We start from the raw sequence: 21,893 nt of genomic DNA, 5'->3' as shown, positions 1-21,893 counted from the left end.
GCTGTCGTGTGTTCAAGGGCGGGAACTTTCAAAACCCATCCGCCAGCTCACGGCCCGCGTCGCCGCCAACAAGCGCTGCGCCGCCGGGCCGTTTTCGTCAGCGTGAAACAGTGACGTCGGGCCGACGATTGTGAGTACCGCCGCGACTTGCCCGACCGCATTGAATACCGGTGCCGACAACGCATCGACGCCCGGCATCAGCAAGCCGTGGACATGATGCAGACCGCGCTCGCGGATCTGTTCGCATAGCGTTGCGTAGGCCTTCTCGTCCTTCAGCGGATGATCGCCAACGGTGATTTCCCGCTCGCGCAGATCATCGGTTTCCCGATGCGGCAAATAGGCGCTGAAAACCAGTCCCGTCGATGAGCTGAGCAATGGCAACACCGAGCCCAATTGCGTCACCACCGTCACCGCACGCACCGCGGGCTCAATGTGCACCACGGTCGCGCCTTGATTGCCCCACACCGCGAGGAAACAGGTTTCGTTGAGTTCGTCGCGCAGTTCGGCCAACGGCAGGGCGGCGATTTTCAGCACGTCCATACTGTTGAGTGCGGCCAGGCCTACGCGCAGGGCTTCACGGCCGAGACCGTAATGGTTGGTTGCGGCGTTCTGCTCGGCGAATCCCGAGGCGATCAGCGCCTGCAAGTAGCGATGCACTTTACTGGCTGGCATCTGCACATGTTCGGCCAGGCGCGACAGCGAAGTCGACGGTGACAACTCGGCCAGGGCCTTGAGGATGTCGGTGCCGACTTCGGCGGAGCGGACTTTCTGTTTGCCGTTACTGTCGCTGGTTTTTTCCATGGTGCGGCCGTGTTCCAAAACGAATGGGCGTCTTTATAGCTTGACGCTGGATAGCGAGCAAATTACGTTATGCGTAATCGAATTACGATAATAACAACCCCGGCGTGCCGAAACCTCTGAGCCAGAGCGATGGGCCACTGCCGACTCCCTGTTCAGGAGGCTCCATGAACCTCGATTCAACCGCTCAGACGCTGGCGTATCAGTCCGGTTTCGGTAACGAATTCAGTACTGAAGCGTTGCCCGGCGCGCTGCCCGTCGGACAGAACTCCCCGCAAAAGGCCCCCTACGGTCTTTACACCGAATTGTTTTCCGGCACCGCGTTCACCATGACCCGCAGTGAAGCGCGGCGCACCTGGATGTACCGCATTCAGCCGTCGGCCAATCACCCGGCGTTCGTCAAACTCGAGCGACAACTGGCCGGTGGCCCGCTGGGTGAAGTGACGCCCAATCGCCTGCGCTGGAACCCGTTGGACATGCCCGCCGAACCGACCGACTTTATCGACGGCCTGGTGAGCATGGCGGCCAATTCTGGCGCCGAGAAGCCGGCAGGCATCAGCATCTATAACTACGCCGCCAACCGCTCGATGGAACGCGTGTTCTTCAACGCCGACGGCGAAATGCTGTTGGTGCCGCAACTCGGACGTCTGCGTATCGCCACCGAATTGGGTGTGTTGGAAGTCGCGCCGCTGGAAATCGCCGTGCTGCCACGCGGGCTGAAATTTCGCGTTGAACTGCTCGACCCACAGGCGCGCGGCTATATCGCCGAGAACCACGGCGCGCCACTGCGCCTGCCGGATCTGGGGCCGATCGGCAGCAACGGCCTGGCCAATCCGCGCGACTTCCTGAGCCCGGTCGCCGCTTACGAAAACCTGCAACAACCGACCACTCTGGTACAGAAATTCCTTGGCCAGTTGTGGGCTACCGAGCTCAACCACTCGCCGCTCAACGTGGTCGCGTGGCACGGCAATAACGTCCCGTACAAATACGATCTGCGCCGTTTCAACACCATTGGCACGGTCAGTTTCGATCACCCGGATCCGTCGATCTTCACCGTGCTGACCTCGCCGACCAGCGTGCACGGTCTGGCCAACCTCGACTTCGTGATCTTCCCGCCACGCTGGATGGTCGCCGAAAACACCTTCCGTCCGCCGTGGTTCCACCGCAACCTGATGAACGAGTTCATGGGCTTGATCCAGGGCGAGTACGACGCCAAGGCCGAAGGCTTCGTGCCCGGCGGTGCGTCGCTGCACAGTTGCATGAGCGCCCACGGCCCGGATGGCGAAACCTGCACCAAAGCGATCAACGCCGACCTCAAACCGGCGAAGATCGACAACACCATGGCCTTCATGTTCGAGACCAGCCAAGTGTTGCGCCCAAGCCGCTTCGCCCTCGACTGCCCACAACTGCAACCCCATTACGACGCCTGCTGGGCCACGCTGCCCGCCACGTTCGACCCGACCCGGAGATAACCCATGACGCAGAATTCCATCACCCGCAGTTGGGTCGTTTCGGCCAACGACCACACCGATTTTCCGCTGCAGAACTTGCCGCTGGGCGTATTCAGCCTCAACGGTTCGGCGCCGCGCGCGGGCGTGGCGATTGGCGAGCACATCTTCGACCTGCAAGTGGCACTTGAAGCTGGTCTGTTTGACGGCGTTGCTCGCAGTGCAGTTGAAGCCATGCACGGCGGCCAATTGAACGCGTTCTTTGACCTCGGTCGCGATGCGCGTGTCGCGCTACGTCAACGTCTGCTCGAATTGTTCAGCGAAGGCAGCACCCAACGCGGCAACATTGAAGCCCAAGGCGCGAAACTGCTGCCGCTGGCCGCCGATTGCCAAATGCATCTGCCAGCTCGCATCAGCGATTACACCGACTTCTACGTCGGCATCGAGCACGCGCAGAACGTCGGCAAATTGTTCCGCCCGGATAACCCGCTGCTGCCGAACTACAAGCATGTGCCGATCGGTTATCACGGTCGCGCTTCCACTGTGCGCGCCTCCGGTACCGACGTGCGTCGGCCGAAAGGTCAGACCTTGCCGGCCGGGCAGACTGAGCCGACCTTCGGCCCCTGCGCACGTCTGGACTATGAACTGGAACTGGGCATCTGGATCGGTCAGGGCAACGAGATGGGCGACTCGATTGCCATCGCTGACGCCGCCGAGCACATTGCCGGTTTTTGCCTGCTCAACGATTGGTCGGCACGCGACATCCAGGCCTGGGAATATCAGCCACTGGGTCCGTTCCTGTCCAAGAGCTTCATCACCAGCGTCTCGCCGTGGGTGGTGACTGCCGAAGCGCTTGAGCCGTTCCGCACCGCGCAACCGGCGCGTCCTGAAGGTGATCCGCAACCATTGCCGTATCTGTTCGATAAACGCGATCAGGACGGCGGTGCGTTCGACATCGAACTGGAGGTGTTACTGCTCACCGAGCGTATGCGCGAACAGAATCTGCCGGCCCATCGCCTGACCCTGAGCAACACCCGCTACATGTACTGGACCGTCGCGCAAATGGTCGCGCACCACAGCGTCAACGGTTGCCAGTTGCAGTCCGGTGACCTGTTCGGTTCGGGCACGTTGTCCGGCCCTGAAAACGGTCAGTTCGGCAGCCTGCTGGAAATCACCGAGGGCGGTAAAAAGCCGATCGAACTGGCTTCTGGCGAAGTGCGCAAGTTCCTTGAAGACGGCGACGAAATCATCCTGCGCGCCCGTTGCGCCCGCGACGGTTTTGCCTCCATCGGCTTCGGTGAATGCCGCGGCAAAGTGCTGGCGGCGCGCTGACAGGAGCGGATCATGGATCTCTACACGTATTACCGCTCGACCTCGTCGTACCGGGTGCGCATCGCGCTGGCACTCAAGGGCCTCGATTATCAGGCGCTGCCGATCAACCTGATCGCGCCGCCGGGTGGCGAGCATCGGCAAGCGGCGTATCTGGCGATCAATCCACAGGGCCGCGTGCCGGCGCTGCGTACCGATGACGGTGAGTTGCTGATTCAATCGCCGGCCATCATCGAGTACCTGGAGGAACGTTATCCACAGGTGCCGCTGTTACCTGAAGACCTTGCGGCTCGCGCACAGGTGCGTGGCGTGGCGGCAGTGATCGGTTGCGATGTGCATCCGCTGCACAACGTCAGCGTGCTCAATCGACTGCGCCAGTTGGGGCACGACGAACCGCAGGTGGTGGAGTGGATCAACCACTGGATCAGCCAAGGGCTGGCGGCGGTGGAGCAGTTGATCGGTGATAGCGGTTTCTGCTTTGGCGAGAGGCCCTGTGTGGCGGACGTGTATTTGATTCCGCAGTTGTATGCGGCTGAGCGGTTCAACGTCAGTCTTGAGGCTTATCCAAAGATTCGCCGTGTGTCAGCGTTGGCAGCGGAGCACCCGGCGTTTATCAGGGCGCACCCGGCCAATCAGCCAGACACCCCGTAAGCAAAATCGTGGGAGCAAGGCTCGCGCGCGAAGGCGGTGGTTCAGTTATTTATTGTGTAGCTGATCCACCGCCTTCGCGGGCAAGCCTTGCTCCCACAAGGTGTTTTGCAACACAAAAAAATCATAAAAACAAAACAGGTACCTTGCGATGCACAACCAGATTGCCAGCTTCCGGGCGGCACTCGACGCCCGTCCTGTGTCCCGTTATCAGTGGTTACTGTTGATCCTGCTTGCCTTACTACTGGTCACCGACGGCTATGACGCTCAGGTACTCGGCTACGTGGTGCCCGCACTGGCGCAGGACTGGGGGCTGGAAAAGTCGGCATTCGGGCCTGTTTTCAGCGCCAACCTGCTCGGTCTCACTATCGGATCTCTGGCGGTCACACCACTGGCCGACCGCTTCGGTGTGCGGCGGATTCTGCTCGCCTGCGTGCTGATCTACGCCAGCCTCACCGTGCTGATGGTGTTCGCCGATTCTCTCAACACGTTGATGATTGCGCGCTTCATCTGCGGCATCGGCATGGGCGGAGCGATGCCCAGTGCAATGGCGTTGATGTCGGAATACTCACCGCCGCGCCTGCGTACATTGATGGTCACGCTGGCCGCGTGCGGCTTCTCGTTCGGCGGTGCGGCCGGTGGGTTTGTCGCGGCGGGTTTTATCGACCAGTTTGGCTGGCAAGCGGTGTTTCTCGCCGGCGGCGTCACGCCGTTGCTGTTGTTTCCGTTTCTCTGGTGGATGCTGCCGGAATCACTGCCACGTTTGCTGCGTGATGCGCCACCGTATGCGCGACTGCGCAAGGTGACCGCACGCATGCTACCGGACTGGCAGCCACCTGCTGCAACAGTCGAGCAGAACGAAAGCGAGCAGGGCAGCAAACTGACCGTGGTTGAGTTGTTCCGCAACGGCTATGCACGGCCGACGCTGCTGATATGGGCGACGTTTTTTGTCAGTCTGATTCTGCTGTATTTCATGATCAGCTGGCTGCCGACGCTGTTGCTCGAAAGCGGTTTAACACTCAACGAGGCGAACCTGGTGACCTCGATGTTCCTGTTCGCCGGCACCGTGGGCGCGATCTGCATGGCCTGGTTCGCCGACCGTTTGAAACGCAAGGTGCGGTTGTTGTCCGGGGTATTGGCGGGTGCGGCGCTGTGCACGATTCTGCTTGGACTCAATCACGACAATCCACGTTATCTGGTGGCCTGCGTCTTCGCCGCCGGGTTCTGCATCATCGGCGGACAACTGACGTTGAACGCGTTTGCGAGTAATTTCTACCCGGCGCACGTACGCGCCACAGGCACAGGTTGGGCGTTGGGAGTAGGGCGCTTCGGTTCGATTCTCGGGCCGTTGTTTGGCAGCCTGCTGCTGGCGATGCACATTCCGGTTGAGCAGATTTTCTTCTTCTGCGCGATTCCTGCCGTCATCGCCGCGCTGCTGATTATCCAGGTGCGCTCGCCTGCCGAAACCGCACCGGCCCTTGCAGGAGCAAGGCTTGCCCGCGAAGAACGCTAACGCGATCTGACCAAAAGGCCGAGGCGCCTGCATCGCGGGCAAGCCTTGCTCCTACACGATCGTGTGATAGGGGATTCAGTGGACGACGGAGTTGGGCGGCAGGTGACTGAGCCGGTCGGTCAGGCGCAGGCGCTGGATCGGATCATCGCTAAGCAGCAGCGCATGTTCCAGGTCAAAGCGTTCGGCATTCGGGCAATCAAGCCGTTGATACAGACTGGCTCGCGCCATGTAATCGGCGGCAGCGGCGTTGCCCAGTTCGAGTACGCGTTCAGCGTCGATCAGTGCGGCAATGAAGTCATCATGCGTCAGATGCAACTGGCGCAAGTTGCGCGACAGACGCTGCAGCATCTGCACCGGCGAGGCGGTCAGCAGATGCTCGGCGTTGAGCTTCATGTTCGGCCCGTACTGACGCTGCAGCAACTCGCGACAGTCATTGGGATACAGGCGTCGGCCGCCGCAAGGGTCGAGCAAGTGATCGGCGCCGGGCACCCGCAGCAGGAAGTGTCCGGGGAAGTTGACGCCGACCAGTGGAATTTCCAGGCCGCGTGCCAGCTCAAGAGCAATCAACGCCAGGGTCAGGGGCTGACCGCGTCGCGTCTGCAAGACTTTGTGCAGCAACGCTGCCTGTGGGCGCAACGGCAGGAAGTCATCCTGGGCAAAACCCAGATCAATCATGCGCCGCAACAACGGTTGTGCCAGTTCACTGACCGGCAGCATCGGCAGGCCATAACTCACGCGCTGTTGCAGCTCTTTGAAATCGTGCAGCAGCGCCATTGGATCGACGTCTTTTTCGTGTTCGGCAGCGATCCACAGCGCGGCTTCAAACAGCGCGGGCGGTGAGCGGTGCAGACACTCGAAAAATCGTTGACGCGGACTCATTGAAATCTCCGGAGAATGCCTCGTTTTAGCCCTGTCCGCGCCATCCGTCCAGTGTCAGGCTTTGCCCTTGAGGGTTTATGCCACAAAGCACTTGTACTCTCGGGCGCTTATTCCGGTGCGCTCCAGCAATTTTCGGGCGCAAGCCTATACTGGCGTTCTACAAGAAGTGATTCGGGAGCCCAACGATGTTTGCTCTCATGCAAAGCACTCGCCTGGAATCGCTGCACCTTAGCGTTGACCCGGTTTCCGGGTTGAAGGCGGTCATTGCCATTCATAACAGTCGCCTCGGGCCAGCCCTGGGCGGGTGCCGTTACCTTGCCTATCCCAACGATGAATCCGCCGTTGAAGATGCCATTCGCCTCGCGCAGGGCATGAGCTACAAAGCCGCGCTGGCGGGCCTGCCTCAGGGCGGTGGCGTTGCGGTGATCGTGCGCCCGATACATGTCGAGAACCGGGGTGCGCTGTTCGAAGCCTTCGGCCGTTGCATCGATCAGCTCGACGGCCGTTACATCACCGCTATCGACAGCGGCACCTCGGTCGCGGACATGGATTGCATTGCCCAGCAGACTCAGCATGTCACCAGCACCACGTCGGCGGGCGACCCGGCGCCACACGCGGCAATGGGCGTGTTCACCGGGATTCGCGCGACCGCCATGGCTCGCTTGGGCAGCGATAACCTCGAAGGCTTGCGCATCGCTATTCAGGGCTTGGGCAATGTCGGTTTTGCACTGGCCGAGCAACTGCACGCGGCGGGCGCCGAACTGTTGGTCAGTGATATCGACCATGGCAAGGTGCAACTGGCGATGGAGCAGCTCAATGCGCATCCGATTGCCAATGATGCATTGCTCAGTACGCCTTGCGACATTCTCGCTCCCTGCGGCCTGGGCGGTGTACTCAACAGTCACACCGTCACACAACTACGCTGCTCGGCGGTGGCGGGCTCGGCTAACAATCAACTGACGCATCTGGACGTGGCCGATCAACTGGAGCGGCGCGGGATTCTGTATGCGCCGGATTATGTGATCAATGCCGGTGGGCTGATTTACGTCTCGTTGAAACATCGGGGCGAGGAGCTACAGAGCATTACCGCGCATCTGTCGAAAATCAGTTCTCGGCTGACCGAGGTGTTTGCCCATGCGCAGGCGGAGAAGCGTTCACCGGCGCGGGTAGCCGATGAACTGGCGGAAAAAGTGTTGTATCGCTGAAAATCAAAAGATCGCAGCCTTCGGCAGCTCCTAAAGGAACCATGCATTCCAATGCAGGAGCTGCCGAAGGCTGCGATCTTTCAAGGGGCGCGGATTACTTGGTCGCTTTTGCTGCTTTCGCGGCCTTGGCCGGTGCTTCAACAGCGTCTGCCACTTCAGCTTGCTCGACCACTTCGGCCGGTGCGTTGAGCAGTTCCGACAGGGCGTCAGGCTGGCTCTTGAACGCACGGGCAAACACATCGCGATTCTTCGCCATGTAGATCCCGGCTTCTTCCACTTGCTGTTCAGTCAGCGACGGAACGGCTTTTTGCAACACATCGGCCAGATATTCGGCCAGCTCGAGCATTTTGTCATGACGGTCAGCTTCGGCTTTATCCATGAACAAGCGCTCCAGATCTCGGCTGCTGCGGTATACCACTTCGACGGCCATTCACCACCTCACATGCCTTCACATTAAGTTGTCTTGACGACTACTGTATCCATATACAGCGAAAAGGATAAGCGAATCCCTGCGCCATGGGTAGTGGCTTTTCAATGTAGACCGGATTTGGGGTTTGTCAGGGAGGCAGCGTTGGGCCATCGCGAGCAGGCTCACTCCTGCAGGCGCGGGGCGCGGTGCGACCAAACGCCACGGCGCGGGTTTGGTGGCGGCTCGCCATGATGGCGTGGCCTCTTTTCTGCATGAAACTGCAAACGTGCAGAAAACCGTCACGTCCAACACGCATCATCCGCTCGAATCGGGCTAAGGAACATCATCGTGAAAATAAACTGGGCCGAGAAACTGCGGCAAAACGTGCATCAACTGGCCGAGTCCCTGGGCAACCTGTTCGTCGAAACCTTCCACTACCTGGCGTTGTTCGCCATCGGTGCGGTGACGGCGTGGGCGGCGGTGATGGAGTTTCTCGGGATGCTCGAGGAAGGCCACATCAAGATCGATGACATTCTGTTGCTGTTCATCTATCTGGAACTCGGGGCGATGGTCGGGATTTATTTCAAGACCAACCACATGCCGGTGCGCTTCCTGATCTACGTGGCGATCACCGCGCTGACGCGCCTGCTGATCTCCAACGTTTCGCACCACAACCCGCCGGACATGGGCATCATCTACCTGTGCGGCGGGATTCTGCTGCTGGCGTTCTCGATTCTGGTGGTGCGTTACGCCTCGTCACAATTTCCCTCGGTGAAGATCGAGAAACCGCAGCGCAAGTTAGGTGCGGGTTCTGGTGAACATCCCGAGGTCGAGAAGGGCGAACTCTAAAGCCCGGCGACTTGCCGAGGCTGGCCGAGCGATTGTGGCGGTGGCGGGGTCAGCCCGTCGCCGCTGGTCATCGCTTCGAGGATCGCCATGGCGCTGTGACCCTGTTCGATGGCGATGCCGAATTGAATGCTTTGCACCAGACGCTTGAGGCGTTTCGGGTCGTTGCGCTGTTCGGCGCTGATCATCCGTTTGGCCACGATGCGGCCACTGTTGGACAGGGTCAGCATGATGCTGCCGTCCAGGCCCTGAATGCTCAGGTTGATCTGATAGTCCGGCGCGAAGGCATCGGTAATGATCTGAAAAGGATTGTCCATGATGCGTCACCGCCTGATTGAACGTGCAGTTGTTGACCGGCCGTGATCGGGTTGGTTCGCCATACCAGACCATCGGCCATTCCGTGTCCTGTACTGGTTACTCATGCAGGAGCTGCCGCAGGCTGCGATCTTTTGCTCTTCAATGTTTTGATTTCGGTCATGAAGGTCAAAAGATCGCAGCCTCGTTTCACTCGACAGCTCCTACAGGGGGAGTTTGCAAGGGACATGCCGGGAAATTTGTCGAACAATGAACACGGCGAAAAAAAAGGCGAGCCGCTTGGCTCGCCTTTTTTTATGGCGCGTTTTCAGGGCAGGAATGAATAGATGATCGCTGACAGTGCAATCAGGCCGATCAGCACCACAAACACGTTGGAAGCCTGACCCGAATACTGGCGCAAGGCCGGCACGCGGCGGATGGCGTACATCGGCATCAGGAACAGCAGGCAGGCAATCACCGGCCCGCCGAGGGTTTCGATCATGCCGAGAATGCTCGGGTTGAACGTCGCTACAGCCCAGCAACTGAGGATCATGAACAGCGCGGTCGCGCGGTTCAGCCAGCTCGCCGACATCACCTTGCCACGGCCGCGCAGGCTTTTCACGATCATGCCCTGAAAGCCTTCGCTGGCGCCGATGTAGTGGCCGAGGAAGGATTTGGTGATCGCCACCAGCGCAATCAGCGGCGCGGCATAAGCGATGACCGGGGTCTGGAAGTGGTTGGCCAGGTACGACAGGATCGAAATGTTCTGCGCCTTCGCCGCTGCCAGATCCGCCGGCGACAATGCCAGCACGCAACTGAAGCAGAAGAACATCACCGTCACCACCATCATGCCGTGCGCCATGGCGAGGATGCCGCTGCTCTTGCGTTCGGCCTGATCGCCGTAGCGTTGTTTTTGATCAACCGCGAAGGCCGAGATGATCGGCGAGTGGTTGAACGAGAACACCATCACCGGGATTGCCAGCCACATTGTCTTGAGGAACACCGACATCGGCATTGCTTCTTGCGCACTGGCGAAGAACGCGCCGTTCCAGTTCGGTATCAGGCTGAGCGCGAGTAGCAGCAACGCCGCGACGAACGGATAAACCAGCACGCTCATGGCTTTGACGATCACGTTCTGGCCGCAACGGACGATGGTCATCAGGCCGAGAATCAACGCCAGCGAGAGGATCGCCCGTGGCGGTGGGGCAATGTGCAGTTGGTGTTCGAGGAAGCTGCTCAGGGTGTTGGTCAGCGCCACGCTGTAAACCAGCAGGATCGGGAAGATCGCGAAGAAATACAGCAGCGTGATCAGCTTGCCGGCACCGATGCCGAAATGTTCTTCAACCACTTCGGTGATGTCCCCGGAGCGCCCGGACAGGACGAAACGGGTCAGACCACGGTGGGCGAAGAAGGTCATCGGGAACGCCAGCACCGCGAGAATCAGCAGCGGCCAGAAACCGCCGACACCGGCGTTGATCGGCAGGAACAAAGTGCCGGCACCGATGGCGGTACCGTACAGGCCAAGCATCCAGGTGGTGTCGGGTTTGCTCCAGCCCTTGTGGGCCGTTGCGGATTTGCCTGTCAGGTCTACAGCGGGATTTTCGACAGCAGGTGTACGTACATCGGTCATCGTTATCGCCTCGTTATTATTCTTGCTCGGGCTCACGGTTGGCAGGCCGTCGGGTGCGGCCTGCCGGGGCGATCAGGGAATGCGCCTCAGCACTCCACCCAGTTCACAGCCAGGCCGCCCCGTGAAGTCTCTTTGTATTTGTCATGCATGTCGGCGCCGGTATCGCGCATGGTGCGGATCACCCGGTCGAGGGAAATGAAGTGGTTGCCGTCGCCGCGCAGGGCCATTTGCGTGGCGTTGATCGCCTTCACCGCAGCGATCGCATTGCGCTCGATGCACGGCACTTGCACCAAGCCACCGACGGGGTCGCAGGTCAGGCCAAGGTTGTGCTCAAGGCCGATTTCGGCGGCGTTTTCCAGTTGCTCTGGCGTGGCGCCGAGCACGTCGGCAAGACCGGCAGCGGCCATGGCGCAGGCCGAACCGACTTCGCCCTGACAGCCAACTTCGGCGCCGGAAATCGAGGCATTTTTCTTACACAGAATGCCGACGGCGGCCGCGCCCAAAAAGAACGCGACGACGTCATCGTCAGACGCCTCAGGGTTGAATTTCATGTAGTAGTGCAGAACGGCCGGAATGATCCCGGCTGCGCCGTTGGTCGGCGCGGTGACCATGCGCCCGCCAGCAGCGTTCTCTTCGTTGACTGCGAGGGCGAACAGGTTGACCCACTCCATCGCCGACAGAGTCGAACTGATCACATTCGGCTTGCCGATTTCCAACAGGCTGCGGTGCAGTTTCGCCGCGCGGCGCGGCACATTCAGGCCGCCGGGCAGAATGCCTTCGTGGCGCAGGCCTTGTTCGACGCACTCGCGCATCACCGACCAGATGTGCAGCAGCCCTTGGCGGATTTCGGCGTCAGTGCGCCACGCGCGCTCATTGGCCATCATCAGTTCGGACACGCGCAGGTTGTGCTTCTTGCACAGTGACAGCAGCTCGGCGGCGCTGGAAAAATCATACGGCAACACCACGTCGCCGGCCGGCGCGACACCGGATTCGGCTTCCGCTGCCTCGATAATGAAACCGCCACCCACCGAATAGTACGTCTGCGTGAACAGCTCGGCGCTTTCGCCAAAGGCTGTCAGCGACATGGCGTTGGGGTGGTAGGGCAGGCTCTCGTCGAGCAGCAGGAGATCGCTTTGCCAGTTGAAGGCAATGTCTCTTTGACCCGCGAGAGACAGTGATCCGGTTTCGCGCAGTTGCTGGATGCGAGGATCGATGGTCGACGGATCAATGCTGTCCGGCCATTCGCCCATCAGCCCCATGACCGTGGCACGGTCGGTCGCGTGGCCGACGCCGGTGGCCGACAGCGAACCGTACAAACGGATTTCGACACGGCGCACATCGTTGAGCAAATGCTGGTCGATCAGCGCCTGGGCGAAGGTCGCAGCGGCGCGCATCGGGCCGACAGTGTGGGAGCTGGACGGACCGATGCCGACTTTGAATAGATCGAAAACACTGATAGCCATGCTAAAGCCTTACAAGGAATGGTAGAGGAATCGCCGCCATTTTTTGTAGGACAAGCGCAATGTCGGCGATACTGCCTACCTCGGTCCGACGTGACTAACGAAACTTCCTAAGTAAGCCTTTAGCAGGACTAAACGATGAGTCGTCAATTGCATGCCCAGACCTATGTCTGGCTGCAGGTGTTTTCCTGTGCCGCGCGGCACCTGTCATTTACCCGTTGCGCAGAAGAACTGCACATCACGCCGGGGGCGGTCAGCCAGCAAATTCGTCAGTTGGAGGAGCGTCTCGGGTTTCGCCTGTTCCACCGGCGCGCGCGCGGCGTGGAGCTGAGTGCGGAAGGGCAACGCCTGGCCATTACCGTCAACGAGGCGTACGGCAGCATTGATGCGGAGCTGCGCCGACTCGACGCCGGGATGATCAGCGGGATTTTACGTCTGCGATCGATTCCGTCGTTCCTCAGCAAATGGCTGACGCCGCGTCTGCCACGCTTGCAACAGCGCTATCCGGACATCCAGTTGCGGCTGGTCGCCGAGGACAGCAGCGTGCCGTTGCATGAGGGCGACTTTGATCTGGCGATTGATCTGAACGACGGCAGTTATCCAGGGTTGTTATCCACAGCCTTGCTCGACGAGCAGATTTTCCCGGTGTGTGCGCCGAGTCTGTTGCGCGGACGTCCGCCACTGCATGGCCCGGCGGACCTGCTGCATTTCCCGTTACTGCACGACATCACTGCCTGGCGCGGCAGTTACGAATATGCGGAGTGGGAGTTTTATCTGAATGCGATCGGTTTTGAAGGGGCCGACGTACGGCGCGGGCATACCTTCAATCGGAATCATCTGACCATCGAAGCGGCGATTGCCGGTATGGGCGTGGCGATTGCCCGGCGCACGCTGCTCAATGATGAGCTGGAGCGAGGGACTTTGATCGTGCCGTTCGGGTTGTCAGTGCCCAACCACAAACGTTACGTATTGCTCTATGCACCGGGGGCGTTGAGCCATCCGGGCGTGCGTGCGGTGCATGATTGGCTGGTCGAAGAGGCGGGGATTTTTCGCAGTTTGCACCCGTTGAATGACGGGCAATTGTGAGCAAATTTTGCAGGGTTGCGAGGCGACCCAACTCCCGACCTTACCAGCGCTTTGCTTGGTTGTCCGGCTTTTTTTGCGAATGAATATTTTTCTTTTTTCAGGGGTTGAAATGTTTGGCAGTCGGGCCGATTGTTGTAACCAAGGGGTCAGGAAATTCAATTCAAGGCCCCTCGCGAGCTAGCTGAAATAAGGGATGAACTATGCAAATCCAAGTCAACAGCGATAACCATATTCAAAGTAGTCAACGACTGGAGGAGTGGGTACGTACAACCATTGAGAGCACGCTCGAACGTTATGAAGAAGACCTGACCCGTGTCGAAGTCCACCTGAGCGACGAGAACGGTGACAAACCTGGTCCCCATGACATGCGCTGCCAACTGGAAGCGCGGCCAAAAGGCCATCAACCGATTTCCGTGACCCACAAAGCCGATTCGCTGGAACAGGCGATCGACGGCGCCGCCGAAAAACTCGAGCACGCCCTGGAGCACCTTTTCGGCAAACTGCGAGGTAAACCGCGCGCCGCTGTGGTGCCAATCACCGGCAAGGCCAACGACAAGCTGTTGGCGGAAGAGTTTGATGAGAACGAACAGGCAGCGATCAACAGCTGATACGCTGATTTTATAAGCCAACCTAATGAGAACGGGCCTGCGAATGCAGGCCCGTTTTTGTTTGCGTGGCGCTTTTTTGCGCAGGGCATTAGAGGTCAGCCCCTCACCCCAGCCCTCTCCCGGAAGGAGAGGGAGCCGACCGAGGTGTCTGAAGAGGTGCATCGACCTGAAAGACCGAGTCGATTATGGATTCGGCACAGTACTTTCAGGTCGATGTATTTCTGCGGCCCCCCCAATCAGCCACCTCTCCCGGAAGGAGAGGAAGCCGACCGAGGTGTTTGAAGAGGTACATCGACCTGAAAGACCGAGTCGATTATGGATTCGGCACAGTACTTTCAGGTCGATGTATTTCTGCGGCCCCCCCAATCAGCCACCTCTCCCGGAAGGAGAGAGGGCCGGCGAGGTGCCTGAAGAGGTACATCGACCTGAAAGACCGAGTCGATTATGGATTCGGCACAGTACTTTCAGGTCGATGTATTTCTGCAGCTCCCCCAATCAGCCAGCTCTCCCGGAAGGAGAGGGAGCCGACCGAGGTGTCTGAAGAGGTACATCGACCTGAAAGACTGAGTCGATTATGGATTCGGCATAGCACGTTCAGGTCGGCGAAAAATCATCAGCATCCCCCAATCTGTCCCCTCTCCCTCCGGGAGAGGGTTAGGGTGAGGGCGATCTTCGAATTGCCGCAATTCGCATGATCTGATCAAGTACTTCATCCATCTGCTGAATTACCTCCAGATTACTGAAGCGCACGACTTCAATGCCTTGCTTATACAGATGATCTGTTCGGCGCTGGTCGTACATCAATCCCGGCGTTTCATAGTGCTGGCCACCATCCAGCTCAATCGCCAATTTCAGCTCAGTACAGTAAAAGTCCAGCACGTAGGGCGGACAGGGAAACTGCCGACGAAATTTCAGGTGGGCGATTTGACGTGAGCGCAATCTCTGCCAGAGCAGATGCTCGCAGTCGGTTTGATTAAGGCGTAACTGGCGGGCGAATTGGGCGAGGGTGGGGCGAGTTTGCATGCTTCACGATCCTTGTGAAGTTGATTTGAAATTTTACTGTAGACCATGACCCTCTCCCCAGCCCTCTCCCGGAAGGAGAGGGAGCCGACCGAGGTGTCTGAAGAGGTACATCGACCTGAAAGACCGAGTCGATTGTGGATTCCGTACAGTACTTTCAGGTCGATGTATTTCTGCAGCCCCCCAAATCAGCCACCTCTCCCGGAAGGAGAGGGAGCCGACCGAGGTGTCTGAAGAGGTACATCGACCTGAAAAACCACGTCGACTATGTATTCGGCACAGCACCTTCAGGTCGGCGAAAAATCATCAGCATCCCCCAATCTGTCTCCTCTCCCTCCCGGAGAGGAGTAGGCGGGCGACGTTCCGATGAGGGGCTTTTCAATTTCAAAACGCTACGGAAGTCTGCACATAAACCGTGCGCGGTTCCCCCACATATTTACCTTTGTTGTTGTCATCAAACGAGCGCGTGAAGTACTGCGTGTTGAAGATGTTCTTCACGCCCACTGCCACGTTCAAATCCGATAACTGCGGGCCGAAGTCGTAGCCTGCGCGGCTGCTGAACAGCATGTACCCCGGGATTTTGCCGGTGCTGCCATCGGCGCTTTCTTTGGTGGTGTTGGCGTTGTCGGCGAACTGGTCGCTCTGGAAGCTGCTGTCCAGATTGAGCTTCCACGCCCCTTCGGTGTAACCCACGCCAATCGTGCCTTTGTGTTTCGAGGAGAACGGCACGCGATTGCCTTCGTTCGGGCCATCTTCGCGAATGGTCGCGTCAACGAATGCGTACGTGGCGTAGACATCGAAGCCGGCCAGCGCCGGGCTCAAGTCATCCAGCGCGTAGTTGACGCTGGTCTCGATGCCCTGGTGACGGGTTTCGCCACGGGCGATCACCGAGTCATTGGTCTGGTTGCTTTCGTACTGGTTATCGAAGTTGATCAGGAACGCACCGATTTCCGCGCGCAACGCACCGTTGTCGTAGCGAGTACCGAGTTCCCAGGTGCGCGCCTTCTCCGGTTTCACTTCGCCGCTGCTCACACGATTGGGCATCTGGCTGTATTGCACGCTGCCGAACGAGCCTTCGGTGTTGGCGTACAGATTCCAGCTGTCGGTGAGGTGATAAAGCACGTTCAGTGCCGGCAGTGCGGTGTTGTAGTCACCCTTGTATTTGACGTTGGTCAGGTTGTTGGTCTGTTGCGACTCGATCATCTCGTAGCGCACGCCCGGGGTGATCGTCCATTTGCCGATGTCGATGCGGTCATCGACGAAGAACGCGTTGGCCTCGGTGCCGCCGCGCGTATCACGGTCGTTGCGGCTATTGGTGGTCGGGTATTCATTGCTGGCGATCGGCGTGCGATAGCGCAGTTCGTGGCCGGCCTCGTTGATGTAACGATAGCCGACGCCGACCTCGTGGCTGGTCGGGCCGAGGTCGAAGCCTTGGGCGAAACGGGTTTCCAGGCCACGTACCCAGTACTCGCGTGGCGACAGCGAGAGGAAGCTGCCCTGATCCAGATAACCACTGCGCAAGGTCTTGGTGAAGAAGGTGTTGGCGGTGAACTCGCGGCGATCTTCCTGATAGCGATAGCCGAAGTTGAACATCGTGCGTCGGCCCCAGAACTGGTCTTTGGGGCGCGTCGACTGATAGGGATCAGCATCGTAGTCGGCGACGTTCAGGCCACCGGGCATATCGGCCTTGCCTTCGTAATATTGGGCCATGGCATTGAAGCTATTGGCTTCGTCGAGCTGGTATTTGCCCTTGAGGATCAGGTCGTCGATTTCGGTGTCGCTGTGTTCACGCCAGTCACCGCCGCGGGTGCCGGAATACAGCAATGCGCCACCCAGACCATTGTCGGCGGTGCCACCGGCCAACAGATTGGCGTTGGTCTTGAAGCCGTCATGGCTCGACGAAGGGCTGGTTTCAGTCTGCAAGCCACCTTTGACGGTGGGCTCATCGGGAAGTGCGCGGGTCACGAAGTTGACCACGCCACCGACGTTCTGTGGGCCGTAGCGCACCGCGCCGCCGCCACGCACGACGTCGACGGCGTCCATGTTGCCCATGCTGATTGGCGCGAAGGAAAGTTGCGGCTGACCGTAAGGTGCGAATGGCACCGGAATACCGTCCATCAGCACGGTCGAGCGTGCCGCCAGGCGTGGGTTCAAACCACGAATGCCAAAGTTCAGCGCCATGTCGTGGCTGCCGGTGCCATTGTTTTCCGGGGCGTTGACGCCGGGGATGCGGTTGAGCACATCGCGTGCTTGAGTCGCGCCCTGACGTTCAAATTCTTCGCGGCGGATCACGTCACGGGCACCGGGATGTTCGAAGACGTTGATTTGCGCGGCGTCACCGAGCCAGTCGCCGACGACTTTCGAGGTGTCCAGTTCCAGTGTCGCTTCGCTCAAGGGTTGCAGGCTGAAGGCGTTATTGCCTTCGGCGCGCGCTTGCAGGCCGGTGCCTTCAAGCAACGCATTGAGGCCTTGTTCCGGCGTGTAACTGCCTTCCAGACCACGGCTTTGCACACCACGGGTGACTTGCGAGCCAAAGGAAATCAGCACGCCCGCTTCACGGCCAAACTGGTTGAGCGCATTTTCCAGCGACGACGGCGCGATGTGATACGCCTTGGCGTCGGCAGCCAGTGCGGCGGGCAGGGCGCTGAAGCTCAGGCTGGCGCCGAGAACGAGATTGCGCAGGGTGCGCGCCAGTGGCGTGAGGCGGGTGGGGTGCATGGTGGGTGATCCTGAGAAGGTTGAATCAAGGGGGCTTTCCTTCTCTGTCACGCCAGATCTGAAAAACGGCTCATTTATTTTTTTGCAGATCAAAAGATCGCAGTCTGCGGCAGCGCTTGCATTGCAAACGCGTCCACCCAGGTAGGCGTTGCCGAAGGTTGCGATCTTTTGATCTTTGCGGGTTAAACCCGTGCCTCGACGGTCACCCAATAACGGGTAAAGCGCTTCACCTTCACCGGCAGACTGATTTCCAGCAGATCAAGAATCCGCTCACTGTCATCCAGTGGATAAGTCCCCGAGATCAGCAAGTCGGCGACGTTCTTGTCGCAATGCAACTGCCCGCGACGATAACGTCCAAGCTCATCAAGGAAGTCACCCAGACGCATGTGCGCTGCCACCAGCATGCCGTCGGCCCAGGCACCGCTGTTGGCGTCCAACGGTCTGGCTTCGCTGACCGACGTCGAGGTGAAGTTCAGTTGCCGGGCGACGGGCAGCAGCATTGGCGGGCGTCCGCTGGCGGTCAGCTCGACCCGACCTTCAAACACCGCCACCTGCGTGCGATCGGCAAACTGCCGCACATTGAGGCGCGCGCCCTGGGTTTTCAGAATGCCCTGAGCCGTGCGCACTTCGAACGGTTGCGTGGCCGTCAGGAGGATTTCGCCTTCGAGCAAGCGGATCAGCCGCTGCGCTCCATCGACATCCGCCGCACTGGCCGTGTTGAGTTGCAACTGACTGCCCGCATCCAACGCCACCTTGCGCCGTTGGCCAATCGGGCTGCGATAGTCGGCGAGCAGCGACGGCAGCGGATTGTGCTCGCGCATGCCCCAGGTCACTGCCGAGCCGGCGCCAAGAATCAGCAGCAGTTTCAGTGCCTGGCGGCGGCTGCCGGACTTCGGCGCGTTCAACGCTGCATGCGCCAGCGGCGAAGACACACCACGCAAGCGCTGGTTGACCCGTTGAATGTGTTCCCACGCCCTTCGGTGCTCGCTGTGAGCATCCATCCACTGCTGCCACGCCTGTTGCTGGCGCGGGGTGAATGCACCTTGCTGCATTTCCATCAGCCAGTGCACTGCCTGCTCGGCCACTAGCGAGGAAAAATCCGCAGTGCGGTTCATAGCGCGAAGTAGCAGCGCAGCGCCGCTTTGTTCAGGTGACGTTTGACCGTGGCTACAGATATGTCCAGTTCTGCAGCGATCTGTGGATACGTCAGGCCGTCGACCTGCGCCAGCAAAAACGCGCGTTTGACCTGACGCGGCAAGCCATCAAGCAACTCATCCAGCTCGATCAGGGTTTGCAGGATGATTGCTTTGTGTTCTTCCGACGGCGCGACCATTTCCGGCATTTGCGCCAGCGTGTCGAGATAGGCGCGCTCCAGATCCTGACGGCGGTAATGATTGAACAAAACCCGCTTGGCGAGCGTAGTGAGGAACGCGCGTGGTTCGATGATTACCGGTGGTTCGCGGGCGGTCAGTACCTTGATGAACGTGTCCTGCGCCAGATCTGCTGCGCTGTCCGGGCAGCCGAGTTTGCGCCGCAGCCAGCCGGTGAGCCAGCTGTGGTGGGCCTGGTAGAGCGATTCGACAGGGTGGGCGGACGACAACGGTATGACTCCGGGCGCTTTCGTGACGCGGTTGAGAGCATGCGTTAGAGAACAAGAACTGTTCGCATTGTAGGGGGCGAAGACCCTGGCCGGCAATCAGATGCTTTTGCGTATGAGAATATTTATCATTAATATTGCTCGCCTGTGGGTTCGGCTTGTCGGCCGGCCATTTTCGTTTCAGGGTCGAAACATGAAAGCCAAACTCGCCACACTTCCCATGTCCTATCGTCTGGCCGTCACCTCGCGGGTGCTGGCGGCGGTGTTTGGTGGTTATCTGGTAGCGGCGCTGGCGAGTGTCACGCTGACGCTGTGGTTGCCGATGAACCGCGCCGAAGCCGTGGTGACCGGCATGACCGTTTCGTTTCTGGTCTATCTGGTGGCGGTGCTCTGGTGCTTCGCCTGCCGCACCGCGTGGTCGGCGTGGGTCGGTTTGCTGGTGCCGAGCGTGATTCTGGCAACTGTCTCTGGCGCGGCGCGCGGCTTGGGTTACGCATGAAAGAGGGTTTTCGTCAGGCGATGGCCTGGTTGCACACCTGGACGGGACTGATCTTCGGCTGGCTGTTGTTCGCGATTTTCCTGACCGGCACCCTGGCCTACTTCAAGGATGAAATCAGTCACTGGATGCAGCCGGAAATTGCGGCGCGATCAGTCAATGCCGAAACCAGCCTGACGTTGGCCGAGGACTATCTGCAACAACATGCGGCCGGCGCCTCACGCTGGCTGATCGATTTGCCCGATGCCCGTGATCCCGGCCTCACGGTGCGTTGGCAGCAGGCACCGGCAAAAACCGGCGAGCGCGGGCGCTTCGAATCGAAAACCCTCGACGCGCAAACCGGCGCTGAAGTGCAGGGCCGCGAAAGCATGGGCGGCGAGTTCTTTTACCGCTTTCATTTCCAGTTGCAGATGCCTTATCCGTGGGGACGCTGGCTGTCGACCATCGCGGCCATGGTGATGTTTGTCGCACTGATCACCGGGATCATCACCCACAAGAAAATCTTCAAGGACTTCTTCACCTTCCGACCGCGCAAAGGCCAGCGTTCCTGGCTCGACGGGCATAACGCCGTGGGCGTGCTGGTGTTGCCGTTTCACTTGATGATCACCTACAGCAGCCTGGTGATTTTCATGTCGATGGTCATGCCCGCCAGCATCGTGGCGTCCTATGGCAGTGACGTGCGCACGTTCTATGACGAAGTTTTCCCGGCCTCGAAGACGCCGGAACGGGCGAATGTCGCTGCGCCGCTGGCAGCCATGGCGCCGCTGTTGAGCAAAGCCAGTGAGCAATGGTCAGGCGGCCACACTGCACGGCTTTCGGTGAACAATCCGGGGGATGCCAATGCCACGGTAGTGTTGTCCCGGGCGGGTGATCGCATCGTCCACGATTTCGGCAGTGCCGTGACCTTTAACGGTGTCACTGGCGAAATGCTCGGCAGCACACCTGATCAACCGGCGGCGATGGCGGTGGGTGGGACGTTCTATGGCTTACACATGGGGCACTTCGCCGGTCCGCTGTTGCGTTGGCTGTATTTCATCTGCGGTCTGGCCGGCACGGCGATGATCGGCACCGGACTGGTGATCTGGCTCGGCAAGCGTCAGCTCAAACACGCCAAGAGCGGCGTCATGCCGTTCGAACTGCGTTTGGTAGAAGTGCTGAACATTGCCAGCATGAGCGGCCTGGTGGCAGCGGTGGCGATGTTTTTCCTCGCCAACCGTCTACTGCCAGTGAGCATGGCCGAGCGTGCGGACTGGGAAGTGAATGCATTTTTCACCACCTGGGGTTTGAGTGTTGTGCATGCCTTGCTGCGTCGGGGGCGCAGGGCTTGGGTTGAGCAACTTGCGTCCGGCGCGCTGCTGTTTATTGCGCTGCCGCTGATCAATGCGCTGACTCCGTGGAATCTCGCGGCCACCTTGGCGCAGGGCGATTGGGCGCTGGCGGGGTTCGACCTGACGTGTCTCGCAACAGGCCTGTTGCTGGTTTGGGCGGCGATGAAAATGCACCGCGCCGGCAACACCGTCAGGGTCAAAAGAACATCGCGCGAAGCCAGTCGGCCGGTCACGCTTGAGCAAGGGGCAAACTGATGTTGTTGCCGCTATTGCTCACTTACGCCGGGTTCAGCGCACTGTGCCTGTCGATGCCTCGGCACCACGATGAATTGCTCGGCAACAAACCGTCTGTTCGCCGCGCTCAGGCCTTGAAACTGGTTGGCTGGTCGTTGCTGGCATTGTCGCTGTGGGCGGCGGTGGCGGCGGGCGGCTGGAGTTTCGGTCTGGTCGACTGGTTCGCGGTGTTGATGCTCAGCGCACTCGTGCTGGTGTTGCTGCTGCCTTACCGCCCGCGTCTGGCGTTGGCGTTGGCCGCTGCGAGCCTGTTGGCCAGTCCGGTCGCCGCATGGGCGCTGAGCTGA

20 protein-coding genes and 1 pseudogene are annotated in these 21,893 nt (G+C 59.7%); 11 read left to right on the top strand and 10 right to left on the bottom strand.

Annotation, left to right across the window (positions count from 1 at the left end; genetic code table 11):
• Positions 1-12 precede the first annotated feature (12 nt).
• Positions 13-801 carry an IclR family transcriptional regulator gene (locus JFT81_RS15125; RefSeq protein WP_201227914.1) on the bottom strand — a complete coding sequence of 263 codons (789 nt, stop codon included), beginning with the start codon at positions 799-801 and terminating at the stop codon, positions 13-15.
• Between the two features lie 164 nt (positions 802-965).
• Here JFT81_RS15125 and hmgA point away from each other — a divergent pair, with 164 nt between their 5' ends.
• The 4 genes from hmgA (at position 966) to JFT81_RS15105 (ending at position 5,736) form a co-directional block, all read left to right on the top strand.
• Positions 966-2,270 carry a homogentisate 1,2-dioxygenase gene (gene hmgA / locus JFT81_RS15120; RefSeq protein WP_201227913.1) on the top strand — a complete coding sequence of 435 codons (1,305 nt, stop codon included), beginning with the start codon at positions 966-968 and terminating at the stop codon, positions 2,268-2,270.
• A 3-nt stretch (positions 2,271-2,273) separates the two neighbouring features.
• The gene (gene fahA, locus JFT81_RS15115; RefSeq protein WP_201227912.1) at positions 2,274-3,578 is read left to right on the top strand and encodes a fumarylacetoacetase; all 1,305 of its coding nucleotides are present in this window, start codon (positions 2,274-2,276) and stop codon (positions 3,576-3,578) included.
• Between the two features lie 12 nt (positions 3,579-3,590).
• Entirely contained in the window at positions 3,591-4,226 is a 636-nt protein-coding gene (gene maiA, locus JFT81_RS15110; RefSeq protein WP_201227911.1) for a maleylacetoacetate isomerase, read from the top strand.
• 148 nt (positions 4,227-4,374) lie between these two features.
• Positions 4,375-5,736: an aromatic acid/H+ symport family MFS transporter gene (locus tag JFT81_RS15105; RefSeq protein WP_201227910.1), complete on the top strand. Its 1,362-nt coding sequence runs from the start codon at positions 4,375-4,377 to the stop codon at positions 5,734-5,736.
• Between the two features lie 75 nt (positions 5,737-5,811).
• Here JFT81_RS15105 and JFT81_RS15100 read toward each other — a convergent pair whose 3' ends face one another.
• Positions 5,812-6,615 carry a transglutaminase family protein gene (locus tag JFT81_RS15100; protein WP_201227909.1) on the bottom strand — a complete coding sequence of 268 codons (804 nt, stop codon included), beginning with the start codon at positions 6,613-6,615 and terminating at the stop codon, positions 5,812-5,814.
• A 185-nt stretch (positions 6,616-6,800) separates the two neighbouring features.
• Between JFT81_RS15100 and JFT81_RS15095 the strand changes: the two genes are divergently transcribed.
• Positions 6,801-7,820 (top strand): Glu/Leu/Phe/Val dehydrogenase, encoded by a 1,020-nt coding sequence (locus JFT81_RS15095; RefSeq protein WP_201227908.1) that lies wholly within the window; start codon positions 6,801-6,803, stop codon positions 7,818-7,820.
• Between the two features lie 190 nt (positions 7,821-8,010).
• Here the strand turns inward: JFT81_RS15095 and JFT81_RS15090 are convergent.
• Positions 8,011-8,250: pseudogene (locus JFT81_RS15090) on the bottom strand (YebG family protein); the annotation flags it as partial.
• A gap of 327 nt (positions 8,251-8,577) precedes the next feature.
• Between JFT81_RS15090 and JFT81_RS15085 the strand changes: the two are divergent.
• Positions 8,578-9,078 (top strand): phosphate-starvation-inducible PsiE family protein, encoded by a 501-nt coding sequence (locus tag JFT81_RS15085; protein WP_095188769.1) that lies wholly within the window; start codon positions 8,578-8,580, stop codon positions 9,076-9,078.
• On the opposite strand, the gene JFT81_RS15080 is transcribed toward JFT81_RS15085, so the two are convergent.
• From JFT81_RS15080 to JFT81_RS15070, 3 genes are all read right to left on the bottom strand, one after another.
• Positions 9,075-9,392: a DUF3509 domain-containing protein gene (locus JFT81_RS15080; RefSeq protein ID WP_201227906.1), complete on the bottom strand. Its 318-nt coding sequence runs from the start codon at positions 9,390-9,392 to the stop codon at positions 9,075-9,077. The two genes, JFT81_RS15085 and JFT81_RS15080, sit on opposite strands and share 4 nt — an antisense overlap.
• A gap of 305 nt (positions 9,393-9,697) precedes the next feature.
• A complete protein-coding gene (locus JFT81_RS15075) occupies positions 9,698-10,999 on the bottom strand; it encodes a serine/threonine transporter (protein ID WP_201227905.1) in 1,302 nt (433 codons plus the stop codon).
• An 86-nt stretch (positions 11,000-11,085) separates the two neighbouring features.
• Positions 11,086-12,462 carry an L-serine ammonia-lyase gene (locus JFT81_RS15070; protein WP_201227904.1) on the bottom strand — a complete coding sequence of 459 codons (1,377 nt, stop codon included), beginning with the start codon at positions 12,460-12,462 and terminating at the stop codon, positions 11,086-11,088.
• 135 nt (positions 12,463-12,597) lie between these two features.
• Between JFT81_RS15070 and JFT81_RS15065 the strand changes: the two genes are divergently transcribed.
• Complete coding sequence (locus JFT81_RS15065; RefSeq protein ID WP_201146939.1) at positions 12,598-13,545, top strand: LysR substrate-binding domain-containing protein; 948 nt, start codon at positions 12,598-12,600, stop codon at positions 13,543-13,545.
• Positions 13,546-13,745: 200 nt separating this feature from the next.
• Complete coding sequence (locus JFT81_RS15060; protein ID WP_201227903.1) at positions 13,746-14,153, top strand: HPF/RaiA family ribosome-associated protein; 408 nt, start codon at positions 13,746-13,748, stop codon at positions 14,151-14,153.
• A gap of 654 nt (positions 14,154-14,807) precedes the next feature.
• Here JFT81_RS15060 and JFT81_RS15055 read toward each other — a convergent pair.
• The 4 genes from JFT81_RS15055 to JFT81_RS15040 form a co-directional block, all read right to left on the bottom strand.
• Entirely contained in the window at positions 14,808-15,176 is a 369-nt protein-coding gene (locus JFT81_RS15055; RefSeq protein WP_201227902.1) for an endonuclease domain-containing protein, read from the bottom strand.
• A gap of 381 nt (positions 15,177-15,557) precedes the next feature.
• Positions 15,558-17,891, bottom strand: coding sequence for a TonB-dependent Fe(3+) dicitrate receptor FecA (gene fecA / locus JFT81_RS15050; protein WP_201227901.1), 2,334 nt, complete (start codon positions 17,889-17,891; stop codon positions 15,558-15,560).
• 182 nt (positions 17,892-18,073) lie between these two features.
• A complete protein-coding gene (locus JFT81_RS15045) occupies positions 18,074-19,006 on the bottom strand; it encodes a FecR domain-containing protein (protein WP_201227900.1) in 933 nt (310 codons plus the stop codon).
• The gene (locus tag JFT81_RS15040) at positions 19,003-19,491 is read right to left on the bottom strand and encodes a sigma-70 family RNA polymerase sigma factor (RefSeq protein ID WP_201227899.1); all 489 of its coding nucleotides are present in this window, start codon (positions 19,489-19,491) and stop codon (positions 19,003-19,005) included. Before JFT81_RS15040 ends, JFT81_RS15045 begins: the two co-directional genes overlap by 4 nt.
• Before the next feature lie 190 nt (positions 19,492-19,681).
• On the opposite strand from JFT81_RS15040, the gene JFT81_RS15035 reads away from it, so the two are divergent.
• From JFT81_RS15035 to JFT81_RS15025, 3 genes are read left to right on the top strand one after another with little or no spacing between them, the layout of a single operon-like run.
• Positions 19,682-19,987: a DUF3649 domain-containing protein gene (locus JFT81_RS15035; protein WP_201200712.1), complete on the top strand. Its 306-nt coding sequence runs from the start codon at positions 19,682-19,684 to the stop codon at positions 19,985-19,987.
• Positions 19,984-21,567 carry a PepSY-associated TM helix domain-containing protein gene (locus tag JFT81_RS15030; protein WP_201227898.1) on the top strand — a complete coding sequence of 528 codons (1,584 nt, stop codon included), beginning with the start codon at positions 19,984-19,986 and terminating at the stop codon, positions 21,565-21,567. The genes JFT81_RS15035 and JFT81_RS15030 overlap by 4 nt, the downstream gene beginning before the upstream one ends.
• Positions 21,567-21,893 (top strand): DUF3325 domain-containing protein, encoded by a 327-nt coding sequence (locus JFT81_RS15025; RefSeq protein ID WP_201227897.1) that lies wholly within the window; start codon positions 21,567-21,569, stop codon positions 21,891-21,893. The genes JFT81_RS15030 and JFT81_RS15025 overlap by 1 nt, the downstream gene beginning before the upstream one ends.

The sequence above is a fragment of the Pseudomonas sp. TH43 genome (genome assembly GCF_016650635.1).
In the GTDB taxonomy this organism is placed as follows: Bacteria; Pseudomonadota; Gammaproteobacteria; order Pseudomonadales; family Pseudomonadaceae; genus Aquipseudomonas.
This window is presented reverse-complemented; position numbering and strand designations above follow the sequence as displayed.

What these genes read in the sequence shown, in the direction of transcription:
- JFT81_RS15125 (WP_201227914.1), bottom strand. Translation starts at nt 801, where the DNA reads ATGGAAAAAACCAGCGACAGTAACGGCAAACAGAAAGTCCGCTCCGCC.
- hmgA (WP_201227913.1), top strand. Translation starts at nt 966, where the DNA reads ATGAACCTCGATTCAACCGCTCAGACGCTGGCGTATCAGTCCGGTTTC.
- fahA (WP_201227912.1), top strand. Translation starts at nt 2,274, where the DNA reads ATGACGCAGAATTCCATCACCCGCAGTTGGGTCGTTTCGGCCAACGAC.
- maiA (WP_201227911.1), top strand. Translation starts at nt 3,591, where the DNA reads ATGGATCTCTACACGTATTACCGCTCGACCTCGTCGTACCGGGTGCGC.
- JFT81_RS15105 (WP_201227910.1), top strand. Translation starts at nt 4,375, where the DNA reads ATGCACAACCAGATTGCCAGCTTCCGGGCGGCACTCGACGCCCGTCCT.
- JFT81_RS15100 (WP_201227909.1), bottom strand. Translation starts at nt 6,615, where the DNA reads ATGAGTCCGCGTCAACGATTTTTCGAGTGTCTGCACCGCTCACCGCCC.
- JFT81_RS15095 (WP_201227908.1), top strand. Translation starts at nt 6,801, where the DNA reads ATGTTTGCTCTCATGCAAAGCACTCGCCTGGAATCGCTGCACCTTAGC.
- JFT81_RS15080 (WP_201227906.1), bottom strand. Translation starts at nt 9,392, where the DNA reads ATGGACAATCCTTTTCAGATCATTACCGATGCCTTCGCGCCGGACTAT.
- JFT81_RS15075 (WP_201227905.1), bottom strand. Translation starts at nt 10,999, where the DNA reads ATGACCGATGTACGTACACCTGCTGTCGAAAATCCCGCTGTAGACCTG.
- JFT81_RS15070 (WP_201227904.1), bottom strand. Translation starts at nt 12,462, where the DNA reads ATGGCTATCAGTGTTTTCGATCTATTCAAAGTCGGCATCGGTCCGTCC.
- JFT81_RS15065 (WP_201146939.1), top strand. Translation starts at nt 12,598, where the DNA reads ATGAGTCGTCAATTGCATGCCCAGACCTATGTCTGGCTGCAGGTGTTT.
- JFT81_RS15060 (WP_201227903.1), top strand. Translation starts at nt 13,746, where the DNA reads ATGCAAATCCAAGTCAACAGCGATAACCATATTCAAAGTAGTCAACGA.
- JFT81_RS15055 (WP_201227902.1), bottom strand. Translation starts at nt 15,176, where the DNA reads ATGCAAACTCGCCCCACCCTCGCCCAATTCGCCCGCCAGTTACGCCTT.
- fecA (WP_201227901.1), bottom strand. Translation starts at nt 17,891, where the DNA reads ATGCACCCCACCCGCCTCACGCCACTGGCGCGCACCCTGCGCAATCTC.
- JFT81_RS15045 (WP_201227900.1), bottom strand. Translation starts at nt 19,006, where the DNA reads ATGAACCGCACTGCGGATTTTTCCTCGCTAGTGGCCGAGCAGGCAGTG.
- JFT81_RS15035 (WP_201200712.1), top strand. Translation starts at nt 19,682, where the DNA reads ATGAAAGCCAAACTCGCCACACTTCCCATGTCCTATCGTCTGGCCGTC.
- JFT81_RS15030 (WP_201227898.1), top strand. Translation starts at nt 19,984, where the DNA reads ATGAAAGAGGGTTTTCGTCAGGCGATGGCCTGGTTGCACACCTGGACG.
- JFT81_RS15025 (WP_201227897.1), top strand. Translation starts at nt 21,567, where the DNA reads ATGTTGTTGCCGCTATTGCTCACTTACGCCGGGTTCAGCGCACTGTGC.